This is a genomic window from Pseudomonas sp. BF-R-30, assembly GCF_019956175.1.
Taxonomy (GTDB): domain Bacteria; phylum Pseudomonadota; class Gammaproteobacteria; order Pseudomonadales; family Pseudomonadaceae; genus Aquipseudomonas; species Aquipseudomonas jessenii.
The window spans coordinates 244,086-268,245 of the sequence record NZ_JAHBDE010000044.1 but is presented as its reverse complement, the minus strand read 5'-3'; the positions used below and the strand labels follow the sequence as shown (position 1 = coordinate 268,245).

Here is a 24,160-nt window from a genome sequence, read left to right as displayed (position 1 = left end):
CCAAGGGGACTCACCAACGCAACTCAAAGGCATTTTTCGCGCCCGGCTGGATGCTGCTGCCCAAGCGTGCGCACTCGCGAGAAAGGGTGTCGTGCAGCCATTGACGGTCATCCCCTTCGGCGCGACAGATGCGAAAGCGACGCAGGCGGGTGGGTACCAAGTCCAGCGACTGCAGGTGCCCGCCCGGGTCCAGCGAGGCAAAGTATAGAAACCCCAGGTCGCCGCGAAAGGCTGTGTAGCCTTCGATGCCTTCGTAATCGTTCAGAAGATCACCGCAGCCATAGAGAATCAGGCGTTCGCGGTAGACCTCGATGCCTTTGACGTGGTGCGAGGAATGCCCGTGCACCACGTCAACTCCGGCCTCGTCGATCAAGGCATGGGCGAACCAGCGCTGCTCGCGCGGGATATCGAACCCCCAGTTGTCGCCCCAGTGAATGGAGGCGACCACCAGATCCCGCGGTTTTTTGCCCTCGAGAATCCGTTTGGCCACAGGGCGCAGGCTTTGCATCGACAGATCCTCCAGCCGCGCGACGCCCGCGCCCTTATCCGTGGCGGCCCAGTCCGACGCAATGCCGCTGTCGGGTGCGCCGACGCCAAACACCAGCAGGCGCCGCCCGCCAGGCTGCAGCAATACGGCAGGCGCTTCGGCAGATCGCCGGTTGTGCCCGGCACCGGCGCTGCACATACCATTGCTCGCCAGGGTATCTAGCGTATCGGCCAGGCCGGCTGCCCCCCAGTCCAGCACATGGTTGTTGGCCAGCACGCAGCAGTCGATGCCGGCTGCGCTGATGGCCGGGAAGTTCTCCGGGCTCATGCGGTAGTTGATGCCCTTTGGCTCCGGTCGTCCGCGGTGAGATACCGCAGTTTCCAGATTGATGATGCGTGCGTGTGGCTGGCGAAGTTCGAACTCATCCAGCGCAGCGCCCCAGACATAGGTGAAATCGACTGGGCGGGGAATCGGGCCATTGACTCGCTCTGCCAGCCGGACGTAGTCGCCGGCATTCTTGACGTAAGCTTCGTAAAGCCGCGGATCGCCAGGATGCGGCAGTACTGCATCGATGCCGCGGGCAGTCATGACGTCGCCGGAGAGAAACAGCTTAAGCGTATCGGTAACAGCTGCCATGGCACCCTCCCGAATATAAGCCGGGGGATGTTTCCATCCCCCGGCTTATTATTACGCTGAAATAGGCAGAACGACTTCTGAACCTCTACTCAGTTGTTCTTCATATGCAACTGATAAAGCTCATTGGCAATGGCGATATCCTCCAGCCCCAGCCCGATTGAGCGGAAGAAGGTATGGCGCTCGGGATCGGGAAGTCGGGCGGCTCCCGTCATCAGCTCGGGCAAATCCCCGCAAATACTCTCGGGTAACCAGCCATGCTGGTCTTTTGCCAAGCGCATTTCCCCTGCGCTGTCGGGCGTTGTAGCCCGGTAATCGCAATAGACGCTCATGTTCAGCAAGGACTCTGGCGGTACTTCATGTGCCAAGGGTGCATTGGTACAAATGGAAGTGATCAGCGCCGGTTTTTTCAGCGTGACAGGGTCAAGCACCGTTCGACCGGCCGAGGTGCACAGCATGATGACATCCGCATCTTCGACCGCACTGGCCAGTTCGGTATGGATGCTCACGCGAGGATCGATGTCCCTGAGTGCCTGCTGCTCGGACGCTGGCAGAGCATCAATATTGGGTGCATACAACCTGATATCCCCCCATTTGCGCAGTGCCGAGACATGCCGGGCATGAGCCTGCCCCAGCCGCCCTACTCCCACCACGGCCAGCTTGCTGACATCCGTGGGCGCGAGCAAATCGACGGCGAGTGCAGTGGTTCCCGCCGTTCGCTCAACCGTCAGTTGTCCCGAATCACAGAGCAAACGGGGTTGACCGTCATCCATCGACATCATCAACGTCCAGGCCGTCACCAGAGCCCCTTCCGGAAGCGGGATATAGGGCGAGAGCTTTGCACCAAAGACCCGCTCCTCGGCAAGCGTTCCGAGGTAGCTGATAAAGTTGCCCTGCCCATTGGGAAACGGATTGCGCAGTTGTGGCGGTTGCACTGCCTTTTCCTGTCCCAACGCCAGGAACATACGACGCAATGCGGACAGCACATCAATCTGATCGATCAGTTTGGCCACTTGAACTGAATCAAGTACGGCAATGTCATTTTTCATCGAATTCATTCCTTCATCGAGCATCTGACAGAAAGCCTAAAACGTCGAAACCACTCGGTTCGAGTTCATGGGAAAGAGTATTCAAACAACTAGTTGAATAGCTTGAAGCTACCAAGAGAACTGATACTTCTTACTCAATACAACCCTGCACATCGGTTTTCTAAAGATGGGCAACTACATCGATTTCAATATCAAACGGAAACGGCCAAGGCTTGACTGCAACGAATGAGCGGACGGGTGGATTCTCAGGGAAATACTTGCGATACACTGTGTTTACCTCATCCATCATCGATGGATCCGTCACGAAGATCGTGGTTTTCACGACGTTATCGAGGCACGATCCTGCCGATTCAAGTACAACTTTCATCACCTGCAATACAGCATGCGTCTGTTCAATAATCGTGCCTCGAACTATATTCCCGGTCAGTGGATCGAGCGGCGGCAGGCCACAGGTATAGAGCATCGAGCCCGAACGAATCAGCAAAGAAGTCGGTGTATTCAAACGTCTTAGCGCGTCAGATAAAAACGGTACTTCTATTATTTCTTTCATGGAGGCATCCATTATTGATACAGGCGGGCCCTACGTTCACGCTCAATCGACGCAACGTAGTGTTGGATATACATGCAGATAACGAAGTAGATGACGCCGACAAACAGATAGAGCTCTTTGTAGAACCCTTGCCAGTTTTCGTCATAAAGGCTTGATCTTGCCGATCCAAGCAAATCGAAAAGTCCGATGATCATCAACAGCGAACTGTTCTTGACGAACGCGATGGCGATGTTGGCAATCGGTTGCAGCGAATGGGCGATGACTTGCGGCAAGATGACGTAGGCATGACTGCCCCAATAACCGAACCCCAAGCTTGCCGACGCTTGGCGCTGACCGACTGAAAGTGCTTGCAGGGCACCGCGCAAGGCTTCGGAAAAGTAAGCGGCGGTAAACAACGAGAGACCGATACCTGCCCGAAAAAGCTTGTCGAAAATAAGCTCGTCCGGAAGTATCAACGGAATGATCGCAAAGGTCATGAAGACAATAGTGATCGCCGGAACACTACGAATGAGATCCACATAAAGCCGGCACGGAACAGAGACAAGCGGCATCTGCGACCGACACCCCAACGCCAGCAGTACACCCAGAGGGAACGCACACACGAGGCCGGCAATGCTGATCAGCAGGGTGATCGGCAGTCCACCCCAGCGCGCACGATCCACTGACTCAAGACCGAACAGTCCGCCACTCATCAATAGATAACCAATCAACGCGGCCAGTACCCACAACACAATGGCCACTGTGTGATGGCGGACTCGAAACAAACACCAGAGCGCAACGGCCGCGATCAATGCAACGAAGGTGATCGGACGCCAAAGCGATTCCGGAGGATAGGCCCCGAACAGGATGAGATTGAGCTTGGTGCCGATGAACGCCCAGCAAGCGCCTCCGTTCTGGTGGCATTGCGCGGCATCGCCACTAAAGGTTGCATCAAGCAACAGCCATTTGAAGATATCTGGGCCAACCAAAACGACGCCCCAGAGAAAAAGCGCGCCGAGCACAATCCGGCTTGGCATACCCGAGCCCAGGCCTTTCAGACGCTGGATCAGCGTCAAGGGTGCGACAATCGACACTTGGGCACCATTATTCAGATCACCAGACATAATGTTTCTCCCAAAGACCGATTACCCGCGTCGTAATAATGTTTACCGTGACGTAAACCAGCATGAAAATGCTGATCAATTCGATGGCCTGCCCCGTTTGATTCATGGCGGTATTTCCCGCCGAGACCAGTTCCGGGTATCCCACGGCAACACCGAGCGAACTGTTTTTCATCAGGTTCAGAAGTTCACTGACCACCGCCGGCATCGCGATCCGGAAGGCTTGTGGCATCACGATGTAACGCAGCACGCCAAAGTGCGTCAGGCCCAGCGCATAACCTGCGGCAATCTGTCCCTGGGCAATGGACTGCACGGCCCCACGGATCGCTTCGGCTATGTAAGTGCCCGTGTACACCGAGAGCCCGATGAACATACTCATGAACTCGGGTGAAAAGTGCCCGCCGCCGCCGATTGAAAACTTGCTCGCTGTGGGCCATTCAAATGTCATTTGCCCGGACCACAGGGCATAAGCGGTGGACACGAAGGCAACCAGGCTCAGGAGTATCAGCAACGCTCCCGGGTTTTTCAGTGTGCTGCCACCGGTGCGCACGCTTCTGAGGACAAACGCCACGACGGTGCAAAAGATCGCGACGATTGCTGTCAATGCGAAGGGGGACGGCCACGGGAAATTGATCCCGCGATTACTGATGAACACACCCGGTACCGGCTCCAGTGCCTCCCGGACGACTGGTAGACCGTAAGTAAAAACAGCGAACCAGAAGAACAACTGCAGCAGTAGCGGTGTATTGCGGATCGTCGAGACATACACTTTGGCAATTCGTCTGGCCAGGCCGAATTTCGATAACTGAGCCAGCGCCGCCAATACCCCGAGCAGCACGGAGAACACGATGGCGCAAAACGCCACTTTCAACGTGTTTGAAAACCCCGCTAGCAAGGCGTACGCATATGACTTGTCACCGCTGAAAGCAATCATGCTTTCGCTGAGGTCGAAGCCGGCGCGAGTCCACAGAAAGCCGAACCCGGTATTGATCCCTTTCTGTGTAAGGCGCTCGTTAATCACGTGCCCGAAATACCAAACCGCAATCACGACAGCCGTGAGTACTACAAGCTGGACCAACACCGTGACTGCCCGGTGTTGGTGTTTAACTGCGCCATCTCTTGCCGACATGACCTTCACCTCTCGTTTCTGATTCGCCATCTACGCGGCGTTTGAGCCATTCACATCGCGGATCAGAAAAGCGGGGCGTACAGCAGGCCACCGTCCGACCACAGGGCATTCTGGCCACGCTTCATCTGCAAGGGAGTATTGGCACCCACGTTGCGCTCGAAGATTTCTTTGTAGTTGCCTACCGCGGAGATGACATTGATCACCCAGTCATCCTTGAGACCCAGCCCTGCCCCAACGCCAGGTGTTACACCCAGAAGACGCCGGACGTCTTCGTTGTTACTGGTGAGCATTTGTTTAACGTTTTCTTTGGTGATACCGAGTTCTTCTGCAGTAAAGGTTGCGAAGACGGTCCACTTGACGATGTCTGCAAAGTGCTTGTCATCGCCCCGCACGACTGGACCCATTGGCGACTTCGAGATCACATCCGGAAGGATGGCGTAGTTTTCAGGGTTGCCTGAGTTGAGCCGGATAACCGCCAACTGCGACACATCGCTGGTGATTACATCGCAGCGGCTTGCGAAAAAGGCCGAGAAGAATTCAGTCCCGCTTTCGATCACCACAGGTTTGAATGTGATCTTCAACTTGTCGAAGAAATTGCGAACCACATACTCGCTGGTGGTGCCCTGCTGAATGCAGACCGTAGCGCCATCGAGTTCTGCCGCCTTGGTGACGCCCAGTTTCTTGTTGATCAGAAAGCCTTGGCCGTCGAAGAAGTCCACCACCGGAAATTGCAGCCCCATCGTGGTATCGCGCGTCAGGGTCCAGGTGCTGTTCCGAGAGAGGACATCCACTTCGCCATTCTGCAGCGCCGTGAAACGTGCCTGATCGGACAGCGGGACAAACTTGACTTTCGGCTTCTCGAAAATCGCCGCCGCAAAGGCTTTGCAGAAATCCGCATCAAACCCCTGCCAATCACCTGCACTGTTGGGCGCACCAAAGCCGACCAGGCCCGGGTGCACACCACAGACAAGCACTCCACGCTCTCGAATTTTCGACAAGGTATCGGCCTGTACCGGTGCAGAAATTGCCAATGAAAGCCCCAGGGCTGCTGCGGTAGATGCGAAAAGAACTCTTAGACGTGTCATCAGATTCTCCACTCGGTAGAAAGTATACGATTTCAAGCTATATGACTTTGCGAGCGGCTGTCAAGCCACAAGAATGGTCGCATTGGCAATTTGTTTTGAGTTTAGATCGGGTGCGCTGCGAGGTGGCTGATCACCGGCGTGTGTCGCAATGGCTCAAGCAGCCCATCGGGATTGCGCAGACCCAAATCACGGATGATGCCCATCAAAAGTCAGACTTCCTGGTCGACCTTCTGATCAACGGATTGTTCTGCAACTGCGATGGCATGCTGGAAGCTTTCAAGAAATACAGTTTCTGCATGGGTCATTTTTTGCTCGCGGTTCCACAACAAGTGAATGTCCACGTCGGAGACTCCATCCCGGGGCGGCAGGCGCCAGAGCATGCCGTTGTAGAGGTCAATATCGAGTAAGTGCTCTGGCAAACAGCCGATACCAAATCCTGCGATCACCAACCTGCGTATTTCTTCAAAGTTTGATGACGACGCGACGATCTTGCCGGTGAAGCCCTGTTGGTCACGAAACACGGTAAGCGGCGAAAGATTGCCGCCAATCTGGTCGCTCGTGAAGCTGACAAAATTTTCCCCTTGCAGCTCAGCCAGATCCAGGCCCCGCACGCCAAAAAAGCGATGGCGTTTTCCGCAAAAGAACGCATATCGCTGACGTATCAGACAACGCTGCTCAAGCTTGGGTTGAGCGATGCGGCATAAACCGACACCGACGGTGGCGGTCTTCTGTATCAGCGAACTGAGAATGTCGGAGCTGCGCATTACCTCTATTTCCAACTCCACACGCGGATGATTGAGATGAAAATTCGCGAGAAAATCATCATAGACCGTCGATTGCACCCGGCTGATCGAGAGCAGGCGAACCTTCCCCACCACATCATCCTGGGGGCCTTCGATGGCCGAGCCGATGCGCGACACGTTGCCGTACATCTCTTCGGCAATCCGCAGTATTTCTTCCCCTGCCTCAGTGAGATCGAAGCGTGGCCCCTTGCGCGAAATCAAGGCGCACTCCAACTGCTCTTCCAGCCGCTTGAGCGATTGACTGACGGCTGATTGGGTAATGAACAGCCGCGCCGCAGCACGGCTGATGCTCCCTTCCTGACCAATCGCCAGGTACGTGCGCAACAAATTCCAGTCCAGACGATCGTTGAGGAAACGCCGCCCTCCCCATCTAGCCTGCATTAGCTCTTCATTCGAGTTTTTGCTGCTCATCTTAATGTCCATTATTAGCGTGACTTAATCAGCGCTTAAGGATTAGCAAATTGCTTAATTATAGAGGCTACGAGATAAAGCACGAAGGCGCCAGAGGGCAGAGCGTTACCGTGATCCGATTGATCCCTGTCGGTAAAATAATCAGAGAAAGGAACTTACATGTACACACCCGACAACATTGCCCCCGCCGAGTGGAAAGCCCGCTGCGAGCTGGCCGCACTGTATCGACTGGTCGCGTACTTTCGCATGACCGACCTGATCGACACTCACATCACCCTGCGCATTCCAGGCCCTGAACACCACTTCCTGATCAACCGCTACGGCGTGATCTTCGATCGCATGAAAGCCAGCGACCTGGTGCGCATAGACCAGTATGGTCAGGTGGTGGGCGGTGCGAACGAGCGCACCCGTGTCAACGCCGCAGGCTTCGTGATTCATTCGGCGATCCACATGGCCCGCCCGGATCTCAATTGCGTGGTGCATACCCATACCGCAGCCGGGATGGCTGTGGCCGCCCAGGAGCAAGGTCTGTTACCGATCAGCCAGCATGCGCTGAAGTTCTACGGCAAATTGGCTTATCACACCTATGAAGGCATTGCGCTGTCGCTGGCCGAGCGTGAACGATTGGTCGCCGACCTGGGGCCACACAAGGCCATGATCCTGCGTAACCATGGCCTGCTGGCGGCCGGTGGAAACGTGGCTGAAGCCTTCCACGAAATTCACTTCCTGGAGCGCGCCTGCCAGGCGCAGGTCGCGGCGCTGGCCGGCGGCAGCCAGCTGGTCTACCCCAGCAAAGAAGTCTGCCAACACACAGCAGAACAGTTCGGCCGCGACGAAGCCGAGGAAATCATGGGGCTGAGCTGGAATGCCGCCTTGACCTTGATTGAAGACCAGCGCGAGTCCTATTGCTCATGAACACCGTCGTACTGCTGTCGCGCGACAGCATCCTGCTCGGCCAGCTCCAAGCGGCCTTTGCCCGTCAGGCGCCAGACATACGGGTAGTGCTGGCCGATGACCCGGTCGCCAGTGAAGCACTGGTCGCGGCATGCTGGTTCCCGCCGGCCAACAGTTTGGGCGCGCTGCCCAATCTGCAACTGGTGCATTCGGTTGCCGCGGGTGTTGATCACTTGCACACCGATCCCAGCTGCCCGAACTTGCACGTGTGCCGAGTGGTCGATCCCGCGCACCGCCAAGGCATGACCGAGTACGTACGCTGGGCGGTGATTCACTATCACCGACGTTTCGATCAGGTCTTGCAGCAGCAGCCTGACCAGCTCTGGCAGCGCCCGATACAGATTCAGGCAAAGGATTTCAAGGTCGGTGTGATGGGCTTGGGTTCGCTGGGCGCAGCCATTGCCGAAGACCTGGCCAGTGCCGGCTACAGCGTTCACGGCTGGGCGCGCAGTGTCAAAAACATACCCGACGTGGTCTGCCACAGCGGCGACCAGGCGTTCAGTGGCTTTCTCGAAGGCCTCGATCTATTGATCAACCTGCTGCCGTTGACCCCGGCGACCCGAGGCATTCTCTGCACTGAAACCTTCAAGGCCTTGGCGCCTGGTGCTGTAGTCGTCAACTGCGGTCGCGGCCAGCACGTACGCATCGACGATCTACAACAGGCATTGAGCAGCGGTCAGCTGCGCGGTGCGGTGCTCGACGTCTTCGAGCATGAACCCCTGCCGGTCGATGATCGCCTGTGGCGCATGCCCGGGGTGATCGTTACCCCGCACATGGCATCGGCGGCGTCCCACGACTGCATCGCCAGCCAGATTGCCGAAAACACGCGGCGGCTGGCCCGTGGTGAACCCCTGAACAACCCGGTCGATACGTCCCTGGGCTATTAAGACACGCGACAAGAGGTGAATGATGAAAGTATCCAAGGTCAACGGTGAGCGCCTGTGGGGCAGCCTGATGGACATGGCCAAAATTGGCGCCACCGAGCGTGGCGGCAACTGTCGCCTGGCCCTTTCCAGGGAAGACCTGGCTGGCCGCGAGTTGTTCATGGGCTGGTGCCGTGAGGCTGGCTTGAGTATCGCGTTCGATGCCATTGGCAATCTTTTCGCCCGCCGCGAAGGCCAGGACAATGCCCTGCCGCCGATCGTCATGGGCAGTCACCTGGACACCCAGCCAAAAGGTGGTCGCTTCGATGGTATCTACGGCGTGCTGAGCGGACTGGAGGTGGTGCGTTGCCTGAATGATCAAGGCATCGAAACCCGCCAGCCCATCGAAATCGCCGTGTGGACCAATGAGGAAGGTGCGCGCTTTACTCCGGCCATGTTCGGTTCGGCGGTGTTCACTGGCATTCTGCCGTTGCAAACCGCATTGGATGCCCGTGATGCCCAGGGCATCAGCGTCGCTGAAGCCTTGGCCGATATTGGCCATGGTGGAGACCTTCCCCTGCAGCGGGCCTTCGATTCTTACTTCGAGGCTCATATCGAACAAGGCCCAATCCTGGAGGACAACGGCCTGCCAGTAGGCGTTGTCACTGGCGGCCAGGCGATCTGCTGGCTGGATGTGCAGGTTGGCGGTGTCAGTGCCCACGCCGGCACCACACCGATGCCGTTGCGTAAGGATGCCCTGTTCGGTGTCGCGGAAATGGCCAGCGTGCTGGAATCCATCGCCAGAGACTTCGCACCTAAGGGGCTGGTCACGGTGGGCCAGCTGGAGATCGCCAAGTCATCGCGCAACACCATCCCCGGCCGGATCAACTTTACTGTCGATCTGCGCCACCACGAAGACGAACAGATTTCCGCAATGGAGCAAGCCGTATGCGAGCGCTTGCAAATCGTGGCTGATAAGCGCGGTTTGAGCCTGGCGATCAGTCGTCACTGGCTCAGCCCCGCAACACCCTTCGATGCCGATTGCGTGGCCGCTGTGCGTTCGGCGGTCCAGGCGCTGGGTTACCCCCATCAGGACATCGTCAGCGGTGCCGGGCATGACGCCATTCACCTCGCCGGGCATTGCCCCACCACTATGGTCTTCATTCCCTGTGTCGGTGGCCTGAGCCACAACGAAGCCGAAGACGCCCTGCCGGACGATGTACGAATGGGCTGCGACGTGCTGCTCAATGCGGTACTGCAACGAGCTCAGCACCTGAGCGACTGATTATGCAAGCAACAACGAACCTCTGAGGTTGCGTCATTCACACGACCTCCGAGGCAGGGCCCGTTTGCGCCTGAAAAACAATAAAACCGATCTCCAGCTACAGCATCACCGTTACCCACACTGCCAACCAATAAATCAATCCACTGAGCCCAACGCTCAATTTGGAGAAAAAGGCATGAACAGCTCCGCGTGCATCCAGACCGCTACCCCGACGGTCGAACCCAGCGTCAACATGAAAAAAGTCGCCGTCGCCAGCGTCATCGGCACCACGGTGGAATGGTACGACCTGTTTGTTTTCGCCACGGCTTCCGCCCTGGTGTTCAACAAGATTTTCTTCCCGGCGTTCGATGCCTTGATTGGCACCCTCCTGGCCTTCGGCACCTTCGCTTCGGCTTATGGTGCGCGCATCGTCGGGGCTGCCTTGTTCGGCCACTACGGCGACAAGCTTGGGCGCAAATCGATGCTGCTGATTTCGCTATTGACCATGGGTGCGGCAACCTTTGCCATCGGTCTGTTACCGGATTACGCCAGCATTGGCATCTGGGCACCGATCCTGCTTTTAACCCTGCGGATCATTCAAGGCCTGGCACTGGGCGGTGAATGGGGCGGTGCGGTGTTGATGGCCGTCGAGCATGCCCCCGCCAACCAGCGTGGTTTATATGGCTCATGGGTACAGATCGGCGTGCCGGCCGGTACCATGATTGCCAACCTGGCCTTCCTGGCGATCGCCTGGCTGCTGCCGGCTGAAGACATGCTTGCCTGGGGCTGGCGCATCCCGTTCCTGGCCAGCGCGCTGCTGATTGCCGTGGGCCTGTACATCCGCCTCAACATTACCGAGACACCTGCGTTCCACAAGGCTCAAACCAGCGAGCCGCAAATCAAGCTGCCGCTGGCCGAAGTCTTCAGCAAATACTGGAAGCAAGTCCTGCTCGGCGGCGTGGCAACCATGTCGACCGGCGCATCTTTCAACATCATCGTCGCCTTCGGCCTGACCTATGGGACCCAGACCCTGGGCTTCAGCCGCACCATCATGCTCAGCGTGGTACTGGCCTCCTGTGCGCTGTGCATTGTGCTCTTGCCAGCCTTCGGTGCACTGTCTGACCGCTTCGGCCGCAAGCCGGTGATCATCGCCGGTATCGTCGGTGAAGCGCTGGTCGCCTTCCCTATGTTCTGGCTGATGGATACTCGCGAGCTGCCGCTGGTGTTTCTCGGCTATGGCCTGTTGATGACCGCGTTCGCCGCCAACTACGGGCCCATCGCAACCTTCCTCGCCGAGCTGTTCGGCACCCGTGTGCGTTACTCCGGCCTATCGGTGGCTTACATGCTCTCCGGGCTGCTGGGCAGCGCGGCCACGCCTATCGTGACCACGGCCCTGCTGGCAATGACCGGCAAAGGTTCGTCAGTGGCCTGGTACCTGATTGGCTCTGCGGTCATTTCCCTGATTGCCCTGTTACTGCTGACCGAAACCTTCAAACGCGACTTGAGCGCTGGACGGGCTGAATAGCACCAAGTGACCCACAACAAGAATAAATCCACCCGCACTTGATCCTGCTGCCATTCACGCTCCCTCTGGATTCGTACACCATGGAAAAAACTCTGCACCTGTTTGGCATGAGCGCCGGCGCTTGCCTTTTGACTCTGAGCCAGGTCGCTTCAGCCGATTTCATCAGCGATAGCAAGGCCACACTGGGCTTGCGTAACTTCTACTTCAACAACGACTACCGCGACCGGCCCGGCAGCGCCGGCCAGAGCAAGACCGAGGAATGGGCACAGGGACTCATGCTCAATTACTCCTCCGGTTTCACCGACGGCACCCTGGGGTTTGGCGTCGATGCGCTGGGGCTGGTGGGCCTGACCCTGGACAGCGGCCAGGGCCGCCATCGCGGCAGCTCGATGATCCCGACTGATGGTGATGGTGCTGCCGATGAATGGAGCCGCCTGGGCGTGACCGCAAAAGCCCGCTTGAACAAGACCGAAATGCGTTACGGCACGCTGACGCCCAAGCTGCCGATCCTGATAGCGAACGACGGTCGCCTGTTGCCCCAGACCTTTGAAGGCGGCCAGATCACCAGCAACGATCTCGACAAGCTGACCTTGACCGCCGGCCGTTTGGAGCACGCTACCGGGCGTGGCTCCAGTGACAGCACCGGGTTGGCGGTCAGCGGTGGGCGTCAGGAGAGCAACCAGTTTCTCTTCGCCGGTGCCGACTACAAAGTCACTAAAGATCTGACCGCGCAGTATTACTTGGCCAATCTCGAGGACTACTACACCCAGCACTTTTTCGGGCTGCAGCATGTGCTCGCACTCGGCGAAGGCCAGTCGTTGAAGACCGACCTGCGCTACTTCGATACATCTTCTGACGGCGCCAACAGCACGGTCAGCGGACGGGCCGACGGTTACCGGGTCGGTGGCTATAGCCGAAACGGTGCCGGTGAAATCGACAACCGCACCTGGAGCGCCCTCTTCACCTACAGCCTTGGTGGCCACGGGTTGACCGGCGGTTACCAGAGCGTTTCCGATGGCAGCAACTTCGTCCAGCTCAACCAGGGCTCCCTGGTGGACAAAGGGGCCGGTGGCGCAAGCCTGTATCTGTTCACCGACCGCATGCTCACCAGCTTCAACCGGGCCGGCGAACGCACCTGGTTCGGCCAGTACGCCTATGACTTCGCCGCCTCGGGCGTACCGGGCCTTCGCGCGTCGATGGTTTATCTCAAAGGCAGCCAGATCAAGACCACTTCTGGTAGCGATCAGCAGGAATGGGAGCGTGATCTGGCCCTGGATTACGTTATCCAGGACGGCACGTTCACAGGCCTTGGTTTCGGTTGGCGCTATGGCGTTCTGCACTCCGAAGCCGACGCTAATCAGGACCAGAACCGCTTGTTCGCCAGCTACACCCTGGCATTGTTCTGATTCACCGGCCCGCCGCCCATGCCGGGTCGGCGGGCCTCTATTCTCAGCGAGGTTCATTAATGAAACGTATACAGGCAGCACCCGGCACAATCGGCCCGGTCGGTCCTTACTCCCAGGCAGTGGTCAGCGGCCATCTGGTGTTCACTGCCGGTCAAATACCCGCCGTAGGCGGACTGGATCAGCAACCCGAAGGCTTCGAAGAGCAAGTGCGCCAGACCTTGCGTAACCTGCAAGCCATCCTGATCGCGGCAGGTTCGGACTTCGATCACGTGATCAAGGTCAACGGCTATCTCACCGATCCAGCTCAACTGGAACCCTTCAACCGGGTCTATACCGAGGTACTCGGCCATGCGCCGCCGGCACGAACCACGGTCTGCGTGGCACTCTGGGGGGTGGCACTGGAAATCGATTGTGTGGCCGAACTCATTGATTCAGCAAAGCAGAGGTAAGCCATGAACGCCCCTACTCAATTGCTTGAAAAACTCCATCAGGTCAGCTTCGCCACCCTCGGGCATTTGCTCGAAGACGGCTTTGTCAGTGCCGAAATTCGCTCCATGCTGAGCGCCGTCAAAGTTGTAGGTCGTGCCGTGACGCTGAGCGTGATCGACGCCGATGCCATTGCCGTCAACCGCGCCTTGGCAAGCCTTCAAGACGGCGACGTGCTGGTGATTGACATGAACGGTGATCGACATCACGCCTGTGTCGGTACGGTGACAGCCTGTGCAGCTAAAGCGAGAGGCGCCAGGGCCATCGTGGTCGATGGCGTGGTGACCGATATCCTTGAACTGCGCGAAGCCGGACTGCCCGTTTTCGCCCGTGGCACCAACCTGCTGACCACCAAACTGCACGGCAATGCCGAGAGCCAGTTGAATGTACCGGTGCAGTGCGGCGGGGTTCAGGTGCACCCGGGCGATCTGGTGTTGGGAGACGATAACGGGTTACTGATTCTTGACAGTCAGGCACTCGCCGCAGTCATCGACCAGGCACTGGCCAGTGATCGTGCAGAACCCGGTCTGCTGGAACGTCTTGAAGCCGGAGAGCCAATAGCATCCGTACTGCGTGTTCAATGATTGATCGCTTGTAATGCGGACCGCCGCGCGGCGGCGAGCGTCAACAAAGCGTTATTTTTTTGAAATTCTTCACAGCCGCTAATCAGTTAGTTCGGTTTTTTGACACTCCCCCGATATGCGGTCACAACTTTTGCGCTCCGTTGGGTCATAACACGGTAGCTGCCGATGGAATATTGGCATCTGCCGAGGTTTTGCCTGATACGGAGATAAACTCATGATTTTCAATGTACAAAATTTTGGCGCCAAAGGAGATGGCATCACTGACGATACGGCGGCGATACAAAATGCAATTGATGCGGCGGCCGCTGCAGGCGGGGGGCAGGTGTACATGCCGACCGGAACTTATATCGTTTCGGGAGGTGCGGAACCCTCCGACGGCTGCCTGATGCTCAAGAGCAATGTCTACTTGTACGGCGACGGCATGGGCGCAACCACCGTCAAGGTGGCTGACGGCTCCGACACCAAGATCACCGGAGTCATCCGCTCCACCTATGGCGAGCAAACCCACGACTTCGGTGTCAGCAACCTCACCATCGACGGCAACCGTGACAACACCACGGGCAAGATCGACGGTTGGTTCAACGGCTACATTCCCGGCGAAGCGGGCTACGACTCCAACGTCACCCTCGACAGCGTCGAGATCAAGGATTGCTCCGGGTACGGTTTCGACCCCCACGAGCAGACCGTGAACATGGTCATCAGCAACAGCGTGTCCCACGGCAACGGCCTGGACGGTTTCGTTGCCGACTTTCTCAGCGACAGCACCTTCGAAAACAACGTTGCCTACGACAACGACCGGCACGGTTTCAACATCGTTACCAGCACCCACGACTTCACGCTCACCAATAACGTTGCCTACAACAACGGCGGCACTGGCATCGTCGTGCAGCGCGGCAGCGAGGACATCCCCTCCCCCAGCAACATCACCATCACCGGTGGCGAGGTGTACGGCAACGGCGCCGAAGGGGTGCTGATCAAACTGTCCAGCGAGGTGACCGTCAGTGGCGTCGACATCCACGACAACGCCAGCGCCGGGATCCGCATCTACGGCAGCAACCACGTCGAGATCATCGACAACACGCTCAACAACAATTCCCTGGGCAGCCCCGTACCGGAGATCATCATCCAGTCCTACGACGACACCCTGGGCGTGTCCGGCAAGTACTTCAACGGCAGCGATAACACCATCCAGGGCAACCTCATCACCGGCAGCAACCTGTCGACCTATGGCGTTGCAGAGCGCAATGAAGACGGCACTGATCGCAACGCCATCATCGGCAACACCATCAGCCACACCAGCAACGGTGCCACTCTGGTCTATGGCGACGGCAGCTACGTCAGCGCCACGGTGCCGATGACCACCGTGCAAGGTACGGCTGGCAATGACACCCTGCTGGGCAGCGCCGCCAGCGAGATTTTCTACGGCGTTGCCGGCAACGACACCCTCAATGGCGGGGCCGGCGACGACATTCTGGTGGGTGGTGCAGGCATCGACAAACTCACCGGCGGTACCGGCGCCGATACGTTCCGTTTCGCCGCTCAGTCCGACAGTTACCGCAACGCGACCACAAGCTTTGATGACACCATTACCGACTTCGACGTCACCCAGGACAAGATCGACCTCGCCGGCCTCGGCTTCACTGGCCTGGGCAATGGCCGTGGCGGCACCCTGCAGGTCAGCTACAGCGCCAGCAGCGACCGCACCTACATCAAGGACTACGACGCCGACGCCAGCGGCAATCGTTTCGAGTTGATCCTCTCGGGCAACCTTGCCAGCACCCTGACGGCCAATAACTTCATCTTTAATCGGGTGATTACCGGCACCAGCGGCAGCGACTCGCTGTTGGGTAGCGATTCGGCCGACACCCTGCTCGGCCTGGCGGGCAACGACAGCCTCAGTGGCGGCGCGGGCGACGACAAGCTCGACGGCGGTGCCGGCATGGACACCCTCACCGGCGGTGCCGGGGCAGACACGTTCGTGTTTTCCAATCGCCTGGACAGTTACCGCAACTACAACACCGGCGGTGCAAACTTTGGCGACCTGATCACCGATTTCGACTTCACCGCCGACAAGATCGACCTCTCGGCCATGGGTTTCACCGGCCTGGGGGATGGCAAGAACAACACCGTGTACGTGGTGCTCAACAGTGCCGGCACCAAGACTTACATCAAGTCCCTGACCGCCGACGCCAATGGCAACCGCTTCGAAGTGGCACTGGACGGCAACCACCTCGACAAACTGACCAGCGCCAATTTCATCTTCGCCACATCGTCACCGACCAACCAGGCGCCGGTGCTGAGCACGCCGCTGCTGGATCAGAACGCCACCGAAAACACCGTGTTCAGCTACGTGGTGCCGGCCACCAGCTTCACCGATCCGGACAATGACAGCCTCAGCTACACCGCCACCCTGGCCGATGGCAGCGCCCTGCCCGCGTGGCTGAGCTTCAATGCCAGCAGCCTGACCTTCACCGGCACGCCGACCAGCACTGCGTCCGGCAATTACAACGTGCTGGTCAGAGCCACGGACCCGGCCGGTGCATCGGTCAGCGATAGCTTCGCCCTGGTGGTGGCCGATGCGCCCGCCAACACCGTCACCGGCACCAACAATGCCGAAACCCTCAACGGCACGGCGGGTGCCGACCTGATCCTTGGCCTCGGTGGCAACGACACGATCAAGGCCGGCACCGGCGCGGATATCGTCGACGGCGGCGCCGGACGCGATTCGCTGTACGGCGGTGACGGTGTCGATACCTTCCGCTACAGCAACGTGCTCGACAGCTACCGCGACTACGACACCGGCGGTGTCACGGCCACCGACACGATTTATGACTTCACCGCGGGCGTCGACAAGATCGATGTTTCGGGCCTGGGCTTTCTCGGCCTCGGCGATGGCCGCAATGGCACGTTGTACATCACCCTCAACGCGGCCGGCGACAAGACCTACATCAAGTCCGCCGAAACGGATGCCGATGGCAATCGTTTTGAAATCGCGCTCATCGGCAACCACCTCAACACCCTGACCGCCAGCGACTTCGTGTTCGGCGAGAGCACCCAACAGGACATCCTCTATCTGCCCACCCTCGGCCAATCCAATGCGCGCCTGCTGCGCATGACGGAGGACGACAATCAGTCCGGCACCTCGATGCTGGTCAACGACCTGGACCGCTACACCCCCTATGACGTGCGCAGCCAGTTCACCGATGCCGATGGCAACGGCATCGACATCGCGGTGGGCGGCAGCACGGTCACCGGCCTGTCGACGCTCAGCGCCGGGGAACTCGAGTTGTGCTGGTGGCTGACCGACACCAACCAACCCGGAGCGGCGCTGTTGCGCGCCGTGACGCTGCTGCGGGGTCAGCTCAGCGAACTGCAATCGATCAGTAACGTCACCATGGGCATCATTTGGGGCCAGGGCGAGGAAGCTGCCCAGGAGATCGCCCGAGCCACGGACAAAGCAGCGGCAGCAGCGACGTACAAGGCCGCGACCCTGAAGGTGTTTGATTACCTGCATGCCCAGTTCGGCAACTTCAGCGTGTACATGATGGAGACCGGTCACTACGAACAGGACGCAGCGCGTGCCCGTGGTTATTCGGAGGAGAAAATTGCCTCCATCGTCGAGGGGGGTGGCTATGTCCGCGCGGCCCAGGAAGCCATCGCCGCCGAGCGCGTCGACGTCAAGCTGGCGGTGGACTACACCGACCTCCCCTTGCGCTACGAAGTCGATCCGCTGGCGTATCCCGACGACGTCTGGCACCTGCACGAAGAGTCGGCTGAGATCGTCGGCCAGCGCCTGGCCGACTACATTGCCAATGACCTTGGCTTCCAGGGCAACCCCAACGACAACAACAGCGTGCAGGACATTTTCGACAACGCCCGGAACATGATTTCCGGTACCGACCAGGCAGACACCTTGGTGGGCAGTTCGGGCAACGACACGCTGGATGGCGACCTGGGCGCCGACACCATGACCGGTGGCAATGGCAACGATATCTATGTGGTCGACAACGCGTTCGACCGCGTGGTGGAAACCAGCACCTCGACCTCGCAGATCGATACAGTGCAGGCTTCCGTCAGCTGGACCCTGGGCGCGAATCTCGAGAACCTGGTGCTCAACGGCGTGTCGGACATCAACGGCACCGGCAATGAGCGGCACAATTTCATCACCGGCAATGCCGCCAATAACGTGCTCGACGGTGCCGCAGGGGCCGACAGCATGAGCGGCGGCGATGGCAACGACACCTATTATGTCGACAACGCCAATGACACCGTGATCGAGACCAACAGCAATGCGGCGCCTGGAGGAGTCGACAGCGTGCACAGCAGCCTGGCGGCCTTTATCCTCAGCAATAACGTTGAACATCTGTATGTCGATAGCACTGGCGCCGCCAATGGCACGGGCAACGCGTTGGACAACACGCTGTTCGCCGGAGCCGGCAACAACGTGCTGGACGGACGCGATGGCATTGACACGGTGTCTTTTGAGCGCGCCCTGTCCGGCGTTACCGTAAACCTCTCGACGTCAGCGCAACAAAACACCACGGGTTCCGGGCTCGACACCTTGAAATTCTGCGAAAACCTGACGGGAAGCGCCTACGCCGATAGTCTCTCGGGCAACAGCGCCGCGAACGTTCTGAACGGTGGTGCGGGCAACGATTCGCTGGTGGGCGGTTCGGGCGATGACCGGCTGATCGGCGGTACAGGCACCGACAACCTCATCGGTGGCACTGGCGCGGATACCTTCGCGTTCAGTGCGCTGTCAGACATGGGCGTCGGGGCTTTGCGCGATGTGATCAACGGTTTCAAGAGCACCGAGGGCGATCATCTGGATTTCACCGGCCTGGACGCCAACCCGCTGACCGCAACCGTCGACGCCTTCACCTTCATCGGCAGCAATGCCTTCGACCCTGCCAACGCCACCGGTCAACTGCGCTTTGCCAATGGCATTCTCCAGGGCAGTGTCAACGCCGACGCCACCCCCGAGTTCGAAATCCAATTGGTGGGCGTCCAGGAGCTGCACGCCAGCGATTTCACAGCCTTGGGTTAAGCCCACACCCTGCGGGAGCGGGTTCGCCCTGATGCCGGTCAGACGAGGGTGATACTGAACCTGCAGGCGTAAACGATCAGGTGCGCAAGTGCGCACTCATGTAGTCAATGAACACACGCAACTTGGGCGAGGCATAACGGCTGGCTGTCCACAGCATCCAGAAGACGACCTGGCGGTCAATGTAATCGTCCGGCACGGTGACCAACTGGCCGCTTTCCAGAGTCGACATGGTATTTAGAGAGTCTTTAAATCTGTTGGCTATGTCGGCAAGGAACAACTGTTCTTTTGCGACAAGCGAAAACAACTAGCCTGATTCGATGGAGGAGTATTTTCAACTTTCATCAGGGCGTACCTATGAACACATCCACCATAGCAACGGATTATCTGGTCATCGGCGCGGGGGCAACAGCCATGGCCTTCGTCGATACATTGCTCGATCAGTCGGATGCGAGTGTGCTGATGGTGGATCGACACGCTCAACCTGGTGGACACTGGAACGATGCCTACTCGTTCGTCCGCTTGCACCAGCCGTCTGCCTTCTATGGCGTTAACTCCTGCGAGTTGGGCTCCGGCCAAAAGGACGAATCCGAATGGGGCGGTGGCTTGTATGAATTGGCCTCAGGCGCCGAGATTGTCAGTTACTTCGATCAGCTTATGCATCATCGATTCTTGCCGTCAGGTCGGGTGCGATATTTTCCGATGCACAACTACGAAGGTGATCGCACCGATAGTCATTGCATCACTTCCCTGCTCACCGGCGAACGTAATGCTGTCCAGGTCCGAAGGAAGCTGGTGGATGCAACTATTTCACAGGCAGCCGTTCCTTCGACCCATCCTCCGCATTACCGGATAGAGCCTGGTATACGGTGCGTACCGCTCAACGACTTGCCAAAGATCGGACAGCCTTACTTGCGTTACGTGGTGGTGGGGGGAGGAAAGACCGGCATCGATGCCTGTCTGTGGCTGCTACAGAATGGCGTGGCACCAGGCAGGATTCAATGGATCGTTCCAAACGCCCCCTGGCTGTTGGATCGCGCCAACTTTCAACCCGGCCAGGAGAATGTTGTACGAACGATCGGTAGCCTCGCGAACCAGTTCGAAGCAATAGGTGCGGCAGATTCGATCCCGGACCTGTTTCTCAGACTCGAAAGTGCCGGCGAACTGCTGCGCATCGATCAAGCCGTCGAACCCACCGCCTTCCGTGCTGCGACCATTTCACAGGCTGAGTTGCGTGCGCTACGGCGCATAACCAATGTAGTGCGCCTGGGGCGGGTATGCGCGATTGAAGCCAGCCGTATCTCCCTCGAAAGGGGCAGCATCGCTGGAGATCCCGACGCCCTTTACATCGACTGCAGCGCAAGCGCTGTCCCGATTATTCCTGAGGGAAGCGTGAAAGCGTTTGATGGCAATCGCATCAACCTGGTGACAGTCAGCAGTTATCAGATTCTGTTCAGCGCCGCAGTCATCGCATACGTGGAAAGCCACCTCGACGATCAAATGCAGATGAATCAACTATGTGGGTTTGTCCCGCTGCCACGCTCACCAGTGGACTGGGTCAGGATGTGGGCCGCTTATCTGGGCAATCAGCGGCAATGGAAGAACCACGCGGGGTTGTCCAACTGGCTTGCGCAGTGCCATCTGCACCTTTTGCCGACAGTGCTGAGAAGCCTGCAGGAGGGGGATCCTGAAAAGCTTGCCGTGTTGAACCGATTTACTGAAGCCAGGAAAAAAGCCCTGGAAAACATGCCCAGGCTCCTGCAGGCCGTAGCAGGTTTGGCGCAAGAGTCCTGAACGACTGGAGTCAACCAGACCACCTGCCGCCTTTTGCGTGAGCATGGGCGAATCAGTGGCCATCCTGGTCGTGCGCTGGCGCTGGCGCGCTTTCTCGACCTCAAACACCTTGCACAGTCAGACAAGCGCATGAACCGGACTTTTTCGTCTAACGTCATTGGATGCGTTTGCATGATCCACTTCCTCTGAAAATGGAGTTCGACGATGAAAACCATCACTTCCTGGCTGACGATTTCGCTTTTTGGTCTGTTGCTTGGCGGCTGTGCCGCGGTGGGAGCCGGGAGCGGAGGCGCTGGCGAGATGGAGATTCGCTCGGGGAAAATCGAGCAGATCACACAGACCCAGATGCAGACCAATCACGATAGCGGCGTCGGTGCCATCTTGGGCGGTATTGGCGGTCTGGGCCTGGGTAGCCTGATCGGCCAGGGTACCGGCCGGGATGTGGCGATGGTCGCCGGAGCCCTCGCGGGGGCGGCGGGCGGCAACTACGTCGAAAAGAAAAAATATGATCAGCCCGTGGACGCACAGCAGATCATCGTTCGCACCCAGAGCGGCGTACTGGTTTCGGTAACGCAGCCGATCAACCCGACGCTGAGAAAAGGCATGAACGTGTACGTCGAGGGTGCCGGAAACGAAGCACGGGTGGTACCACAAAGCTAGGACGGCTACCGGGCGTTGCGCAGCGGACAAATGAGCCGTCGTCACTTGCTGCGCAACATCCTCATGGCGAGCGAGTTCGGTTGACACTCAATGACTCATGCACAACCTCAGGCCAATTGCTGGCAACCCATGGATCTATACCTCTTGCGCACTTAAACTTCGAGCCTCTCGCCCTCCTCGCCGATTGTTGAACGGGTTTCATGACTGAGCAAGCCAAGTACCATCACGTGTCCGAAGTACCAGGCCTGGTGCTGGGGTCCGCACGTTTTGCGGATGTCGGCTTCGATCGCCATTACCACCTCGATTTCCACATTGGTTTTGTCACCGAAGGCATCCAGCGTCATCGAGCGAAAGGCGAGTCGTTTCTTTTGGGGCCGGGAAGTGTTGCCCTGATGCCGCCGGGTGAAATCCACGACGGTGTATCCGAGGGCGGCGGCACTTATACGCTCAAGACATTCCGTCTATCCCAGGCGCTGGTCGCGAGCCTGGCCGAGGAAATCAGCGGTCAACCGAAAGAGCTTGAATTGACCGGTGTGTTGCTCGAAGACACGGGGCTTGCCGGCAACCTGCGCGGGTTGCACGATGCAATGCAGCAGGCCGTTGGCCCCGGCAGCCTCGCGGTGCAGACGCAATGGTTCACCCTCCTTGAACACCTGTTGAGCCAGTCACGGGCAATCAAGCCCGAAACGATTACCGGCTCGCTATCGCCCCTGCAATGGTCTCGCGTCAGGGACTATTGTTTCAGCCACATCGATGAGCGAATCACCCTCGATGATCTCGCCGGACTATGTGGGCTGGGGCGTTTCCCGTTTCTCAAGCAGTTCAAGCGGACCATCGGCATGACGCCCCACGCATGGCTGCTTCGCCTGCGTCTCGAACGGGCGTGTGGCCTGCTGTCTGGCAGCGAGCAACCGATCATCGATGTCGCCCACGCCGTCGGCTTCTACGATCAAAGCCATTTCAACCGCGCCTTTCGACAGGCATTCGGCGTCGCGCCATCACGCTACAGGACTTAGGCCGTCGACCATCAGGCGAGCGTCAATTTTTTACAAGCGCAACAACCGTCCCCCTCCATAGGATGCGCCAATCCGGGCGAAACACCTTCGCCTGCGCAGCCGAGAACTGGATGATGAACGGTGAAACAAGCAGACCGCCCGCGCTGGGTTTTTCAAGTGACAACATCGCCGGTGCATCGCCGGAGGTGGCACAAGCCCTCGTCAAACACAGTTCGGGCCAGGCGGGTCCCTATGGCACCGACGAGTTGACGGCACAGGTCAAGCGCAAGTTCTGCGAAATCTTCGAGCGCGACGTGGAGGTCTTTCTCGTGCCCACCGGCACCGCCGCCAACGCCCTGTGCCTGAGTGCGATGACACCACCCTGGGGCAACATCTACTGCCACCCGGCCAGCCATATCAACAACGATGAATGCGGCGCGCCCGAGTTCTTTTCCAACGGCGCGAAGCTGATGACCGTCGACGGCCCGGCGGCCAAGCTGGATATCGTCCGATTGCGCGAGCGCACTCGCGAAAAAGTCGGCGACGTACACACGACCCAGCCCGCCTGCGTCAGCATCACTCAGGCCACCGAAGTCGGCAGCATCTACACCCTGGATGAAATCGCAGCCATTGGTGACGTCTGCAAGTCCTCTTCCCTGGGATTGCATATGGATGGATCGCGCTTTGCCAACGCCCTGGTGTCGCTTGGCTGCTCCCCGGCCGAAATGACGTGGAAGGCCGGCGTGGATGCCCTGTCGTTCGGTGCCACCAAGAACGGCGTGCTGGCGGCGGAAGCGATCGTCCTGTTCAACACCTCCCTCGCCACCGAGATGAGTTACCGCCGCAAGCGTGCAGGCCATCTCTCTTCGAAGATGCGTTTTCTGTCGGCGCAGATCGATGCGTACCTGACCGACGATCTCTGGCTGCGCAATGCACGCAAGGCCAACGCTGCCGCCCAGCGCCTGGCGCAAGGGCTTGAGGGCCTGGGTGGCGTCGAGGTGCTCGGCGGCACCGAGGCGAACATCCTGTTCTGCCGTCTGGACTCGGCAATGATCGATGCGCTGCTGAAGGCCGGCTTCGGGTTCTACCATGATCGCTGGGGACCGAATGTCGTTCGCTTTGTCACCTCGTTCGCCACCACCGCCGAGGATGTCGATCACCTGTTGAACCAGGTGAGGCGAGCTGCTGACCGCACACAAGAACGATAGTCGATGGCGGGTGGCGGCTGTGCTCGCTCTGGTTTCAATGAGCAGCCGCCAAAGCGGAGTTACGCCTTCGACGTCATTTACCGCCCGGGGTCGGCTGCGATGTGGTTGAATTGAACGCTTCGTTCAACAA

At 58.6% G+C, this 24,160-nt stretch carries 20 protein-coding genes; 12 read left to right on the top strand and 8 right to left on the bottom strand.

Annotated elements, in window-relative coordinates; all coding sequences use genetic code 11:
- Window positions 1-10: 10 nt before the first annotated feature.
- The 7 genes from KGB20_RS21760 to KGB20_RS21730 all read right to left on the bottom strand — a co-directional run bounded on the left by KGB20_RS21760 (window position 11) and on the right by KGB20_RS21730 (window position 7,247).
- Entirely contained in the window at window positions 11-1,123 is a 1,113-nt protein-coding gene (locus tag KGB20_RS21760; RefSeq protein ID WP_154909052.1) for a CapA family protein, read from the bottom strand.
- Window positions 1,124-1,212: 89 nt separating this feature from the next.
- Window positions 1,213-2,169 (bottom strand): ornithine cyclodeaminase family protein, encoded by a 957-nt coding sequence (locus KGB20_RS21755; protein ID WP_154909051.1) that lies wholly within the window; start codon window positions 2,167-2,169, stop codon window positions 1,213-1,215.
- Between the two features lie 160 nt (window positions 2,170-2,329).
- On the bottom strand, window positions 2,330-2,719 hold the full coding sequence (locus tag KGB20_RS21750) for a RidA family protein (RefSeq protein WP_150813082.1): 390 nt from the start codon (window positions 2,717-2,719) through the stop codon (window positions 2,330-2,332).
- Between the two features lie 11 nt (window positions 2,720-2,730).
- Window positions 2,731-3,822, bottom strand: coding sequence for an amino acid ABC transporter permease (locus KGB20_RS21745; RefSeq protein ID WP_154909050.1), 1,092 nt, complete (start codon window positions 3,820-3,822; stop codon window positions 2,731-2,733).
- Window positions 3,812-4,948 (bottom strand): amino acid ABC transporter permease, encoded by a 1,137-nt coding sequence (locus tag KGB20_RS21740; protein ID WP_150813084.1) that lies wholly within the window; start codon window positions 4,946-4,948, stop codon window positions 3,812-3,814. Before KGB20_RS21740 ends, KGB20_RS21745 begins: the two co-directional genes overlap by 11 nt.
- Before the next feature lie 62 nt (window positions 4,949-5,010).
- Window positions 5,011-6,033 carry an amino acid ABC transporter substrate-binding protein gene (locus KGB20_RS21735; RefSeq protein ID WP_154909049.1) on the bottom strand — a complete coding sequence of 341 codons (1,023 nt, stop codon included), beginning with the start codon at window positions 6,031-6,033 and terminating at the stop codon, window positions 5,011-5,013.
- Window positions 6,034-6,242: 209 nt separating this feature from the next.
- Window positions 6,243-7,247, bottom strand: coding sequence for a LysR family transcriptional regulator (locus KGB20_RS21730; protein ID WP_154909048.1), 1,005 nt, complete (start codon window positions 7,245-7,247; stop codon window positions 6,243-6,245).
- Window positions 7,248-7,406: 159 nt separating this feature from the next.
- Here KGB20_RS21730 and KGB20_RS21725 point away from each other — a divergent pair, with 159 nt between their 5' ends.
- From KGB20_RS21725 to KGB20_RS21690, 8 genes are all read left to right on the top strand, one after another.
- Window positions 7,407-8,162, top strand: a complete 756-nt coding sequence (locus tag KGB20_RS21725; RefSeq protein WP_150813087.1) for a class II aldolase/adducin family protein — start codon at window positions 7,407-7,409, stop codon at window positions 8,160-8,162.
- Entirely contained in the window at window positions 8,159-9,088 is a 930-nt protein-coding gene (locus tag KGB20_RS21720) for a 2-hydroxyacid dehydrogenase (protein WP_154909047.1), read from the top strand. Before KGB20_RS21725 ends, KGB20_RS21720 begins: the two co-directional genes overlap by 4 nt.
- Before the next feature lie 22 nt (window positions 9,089-9,110).
- Window positions 9,111-10,349 (top strand): Zn-dependent hydrolase, encoded by a 1,239-nt coding sequence (locus KGB20_RS21715; RefSeq protein ID WP_154909286.1) that lies wholly within the window; start codon window positions 9,111-9,113, stop codon window positions 10,347-10,349.
- A gap of 175 nt (window positions 10,350-10,524) precedes the next feature.
- Window positions 10,525-11,853: an MFS transporter gene (locus tag KGB20_RS21710; RefSeq protein WP_095966169.1), complete on the top strand. Its 1,329-nt coding sequence runs from the start codon at window positions 10,525-10,527 to the stop codon at window positions 11,851-11,853.
- Between the two features lie 80 nt (window positions 11,854-11,933).
- Complete coding sequence (locus KGB20_RS21705) at window positions 11,934-13,259, top strand: OprD family porin (RefSeq protein ID WP_154909046.1); 1,326 nt, start codon at window positions 11,934-11,936, stop codon at window positions 13,257-13,259.
- A 59-nt stretch (window positions 13,260-13,318) separates the two neighbouring features.
- Entirely contained in the window at window positions 13,319-13,708 is a 390-nt protein-coding gene (locus tag KGB20_RS21700; protein WP_154909045.1) for a RidA family protein, read from the top strand.
- 3 nt (window positions 13,709-13,711) lie between these two features.
- On the top strand, window positions 13,712-14,329 hold the full coding sequence (locus KGB20_RS21695) for an RraA family protein (RefSeq protein WP_154909044.1): 618 nt from the start codon (window positions 13,712-13,714) through the stop codon (window positions 14,327-14,329).
- Between the two features lie 214 nt (window positions 14,330-14,543).
- Window positions 14,544-19,376 carry a M10 family metallopeptidase C-terminal domain-containing protein gene (locus KGB20_RS21690; RefSeq protein ID WP_154909043.1) on the top strand — a complete coding sequence of 1,611 codons (4,833 nt, stop codon included), beginning with the start codon at window positions 14,544-14,546 and terminating at the stop codon, window positions 19,374-19,376.
- Window positions 19,377-19,452: 76 nt separating this feature from the next.
- Here KGB20_RS21690 and KGB20_RS21685 read toward each other — a convergent pair whose 3' ends face one another.
- Window positions 19,453-19,605 carry a hypothetical protein gene (locus KGB20_RS21685; protein ID WP_223508477.1) on the bottom strand — a complete coding sequence of 51 codons (153 nt, stop codon included), beginning with the start codon at window positions 19,603-19,605 and terminating at the stop codon, window positions 19,453-19,455.
- A 125-nt stretch (window positions 19,606-19,730) separates the two neighbouring features.
- Here KGB20_RS21685 and KGB20_RS21680 point away from each other — a divergent pair, with 125 nt between their 5' ends.
- From KGB20_RS21680 to KGB20_RS21665, 4 genes are all read left to right on the top strand, one after another.
- Window positions 19,731-21,167: an NAD(P)-binding protein gene (locus tag KGB20_RS21680; protein ID WP_154909042.1), complete on the top strand. Its 1,437-nt coding sequence runs from the start codon at window positions 19,731-19,733 to the stop codon at window positions 21,165-21,167.
- A 204-nt stretch (window positions 21,168-21,371) separates the two neighbouring features.
- Entirely contained in the window at window positions 21,372-21,827 is a 456-nt protein-coding gene (locus tag KGB20_RS21675) for a glycine zipper 2TM domain-containing protein (RefSeq protein WP_154909041.1), read from the top strand.
- Window positions 21,828-22,027: 200 nt separating this feature from the next.
- Window positions 22,028-22,843 (top strand): AraC family transcriptional regulator, encoded by an 816-nt coding sequence (locus KGB20_RS21670; protein ID WP_154909040.1) that lies wholly within the window; start codon window positions 22,028-22,030, stop codon window positions 22,841-22,843.
- A 113-nt stretch (window positions 22,844-22,956) separates the two neighbouring features.
- The gene (locus KGB20_RS21665; RefSeq protein ID WP_154909039.1) at window positions 22,957-24,030 is read left to right on the top strand and encodes a threonine aldolase family protein; all 1,074 of its coding nucleotides are present in this window, start codon (window positions 22,957-22,959) and stop codon (window positions 24,028-24,030) included.
- The last annotated feature ends 130 nt before the right edge of the window (window positions 24,031-24,160 follow it).

Excerpts from the sequence above, each read along its gene's own strand:
- KGB20_RS21760 (WP_154909052.1), bottom strand. The coding sequence starts at position 1,123 with ATGGCAGCTGTTACCGATACGCTTAAGCTGTTTCTCTCCGGCGACGTC.
- KGB20_RS21755 (WP_154909051.1), bottom strand. The coding sequence starts at position 2,169 with ATGAAAAATGACATTGCCGTACTTGATTCAGTTCAAGTGGCCAAACTG.
- KGB20_RS21750 (WP_150813082.1), bottom strand. The coding sequence starts at position 2,719 with ATGAAAGAAATAATAGAAGTACCGTTTTTATCTGACGCGCTAAGACGT.
- KGB20_RS21745 (WP_154909050.1), bottom strand. The coding sequence starts at position 3,822 with ATGTCTGGTGATCTGAATAATGGTGCCCAAGTGTCGATTGTCGCACCC.
- KGB20_RS21740 (WP_150813084.1), bottom strand. The coding sequence starts at position 4,948 with ATGTCGGCAAGAGATGGCGCAGTTAAACACCAACACCGGGCAGTCACG.
- KGB20_RS21735 (WP_154909049.1), bottom strand. The coding sequence starts at position 6,033 with ATGACACGTCTAAGAGTTCTTTTCGCATCTACCGCAGCAGCCCTGGGG.
- KGB20_RS21730 (WP_154909048.1), bottom strand. The coding sequence starts at position 7,247 with ATGAGCAGCAAAAACTCGAATGAAGAGCTAATGCAGGCTAGATGGGGA.
- KGB20_RS21725 (WP_150813087.1), top strand. The coding sequence starts at position 7,407 with ATGTACACACCCGACAACATTGCCCCCGCCGAGTGGAAAGCCCGCTGC.
- KGB20_RS21720 (WP_154909047.1), top strand. The coding sequence starts at position 8,159 with ATGAACACCGTCGTACTGCTGTCGCGCGACAGCATCCTGCTCGGCCAG.
- KGB20_RS21715 (WP_154909286.1), top strand. The coding sequence starts at position 9,111 with ATGAAAGTATCCAAGGTCAACGGTGAGCGCCTGTGGGGCAGCCTGATG.
- KGB20_RS21710 (WP_095966169.1), top strand. The coding sequence starts at position 10,525 with ATGAACAGCTCCGCGTGCATCCAGACCGCTACCCCGACGGTCGAACCC.
- KGB20_RS21705 (WP_154909046.1), top strand. The coding sequence starts at position 11,934 with ATGGAAAAAACTCTGCACCTGTTTGGCATGAGCGCCGGCGCTTGCCTT.
- KGB20_RS21700 (WP_154909045.1), top strand. The coding sequence starts at position 13,319 with ATGAAACGTATACAGGCAGCACCCGGCACAATCGGCCCGGTCGGTCCT.
- KGB20_RS21695 (WP_154909044.1), top strand. The coding sequence starts at position 13,712 with ATGAACGCCCCTACTCAATTGCTTGAAAAACTCCATCAGGTCAGCTTC.
- KGB20_RS21690 (WP_154909043.1), top strand. The coding sequence starts at position 14,544 with ATGATTTTCAATGTACAAAATTTTGGCGCCAAAGGAGATGGCATCACT.
- KGB20_RS21685 (WP_223508477.1), bottom strand. The coding sequence starts at position 19,605 with ATGTCGACTCTGGAAAGCGGCCAGTTGGTCACCGTGCCGGACGATTAC.
- KGB20_RS21680 (WP_154909042.1), top strand. The coding sequence starts at position 19,731 with ATGAACACATCCACCATAGCAACGGATTATCTGGTCATCGGCGCGGGG.
- KGB20_RS21675 (WP_154909041.1), top strand. The coding sequence starts at position 21,372 with ATGAAAACCATCACTTCCTGGCTGACGATTTCGCTTTTTGGTCTGTTG.
- KGB20_RS21670 (WP_154909040.1), top strand. The coding sequence starts at position 22,028 with ATGACTGAGCAAGCCAAGTACCATCACGTGTCCGAAGTACCAGGCCTG.
- KGB20_RS21665 (WP_154909039.1), top strand. The coding sequence starts at position 22,957 with ATGAACGGTGAAACAAGCAGACCGCCCGCGCTGGGTTTTTCAAGTGAC.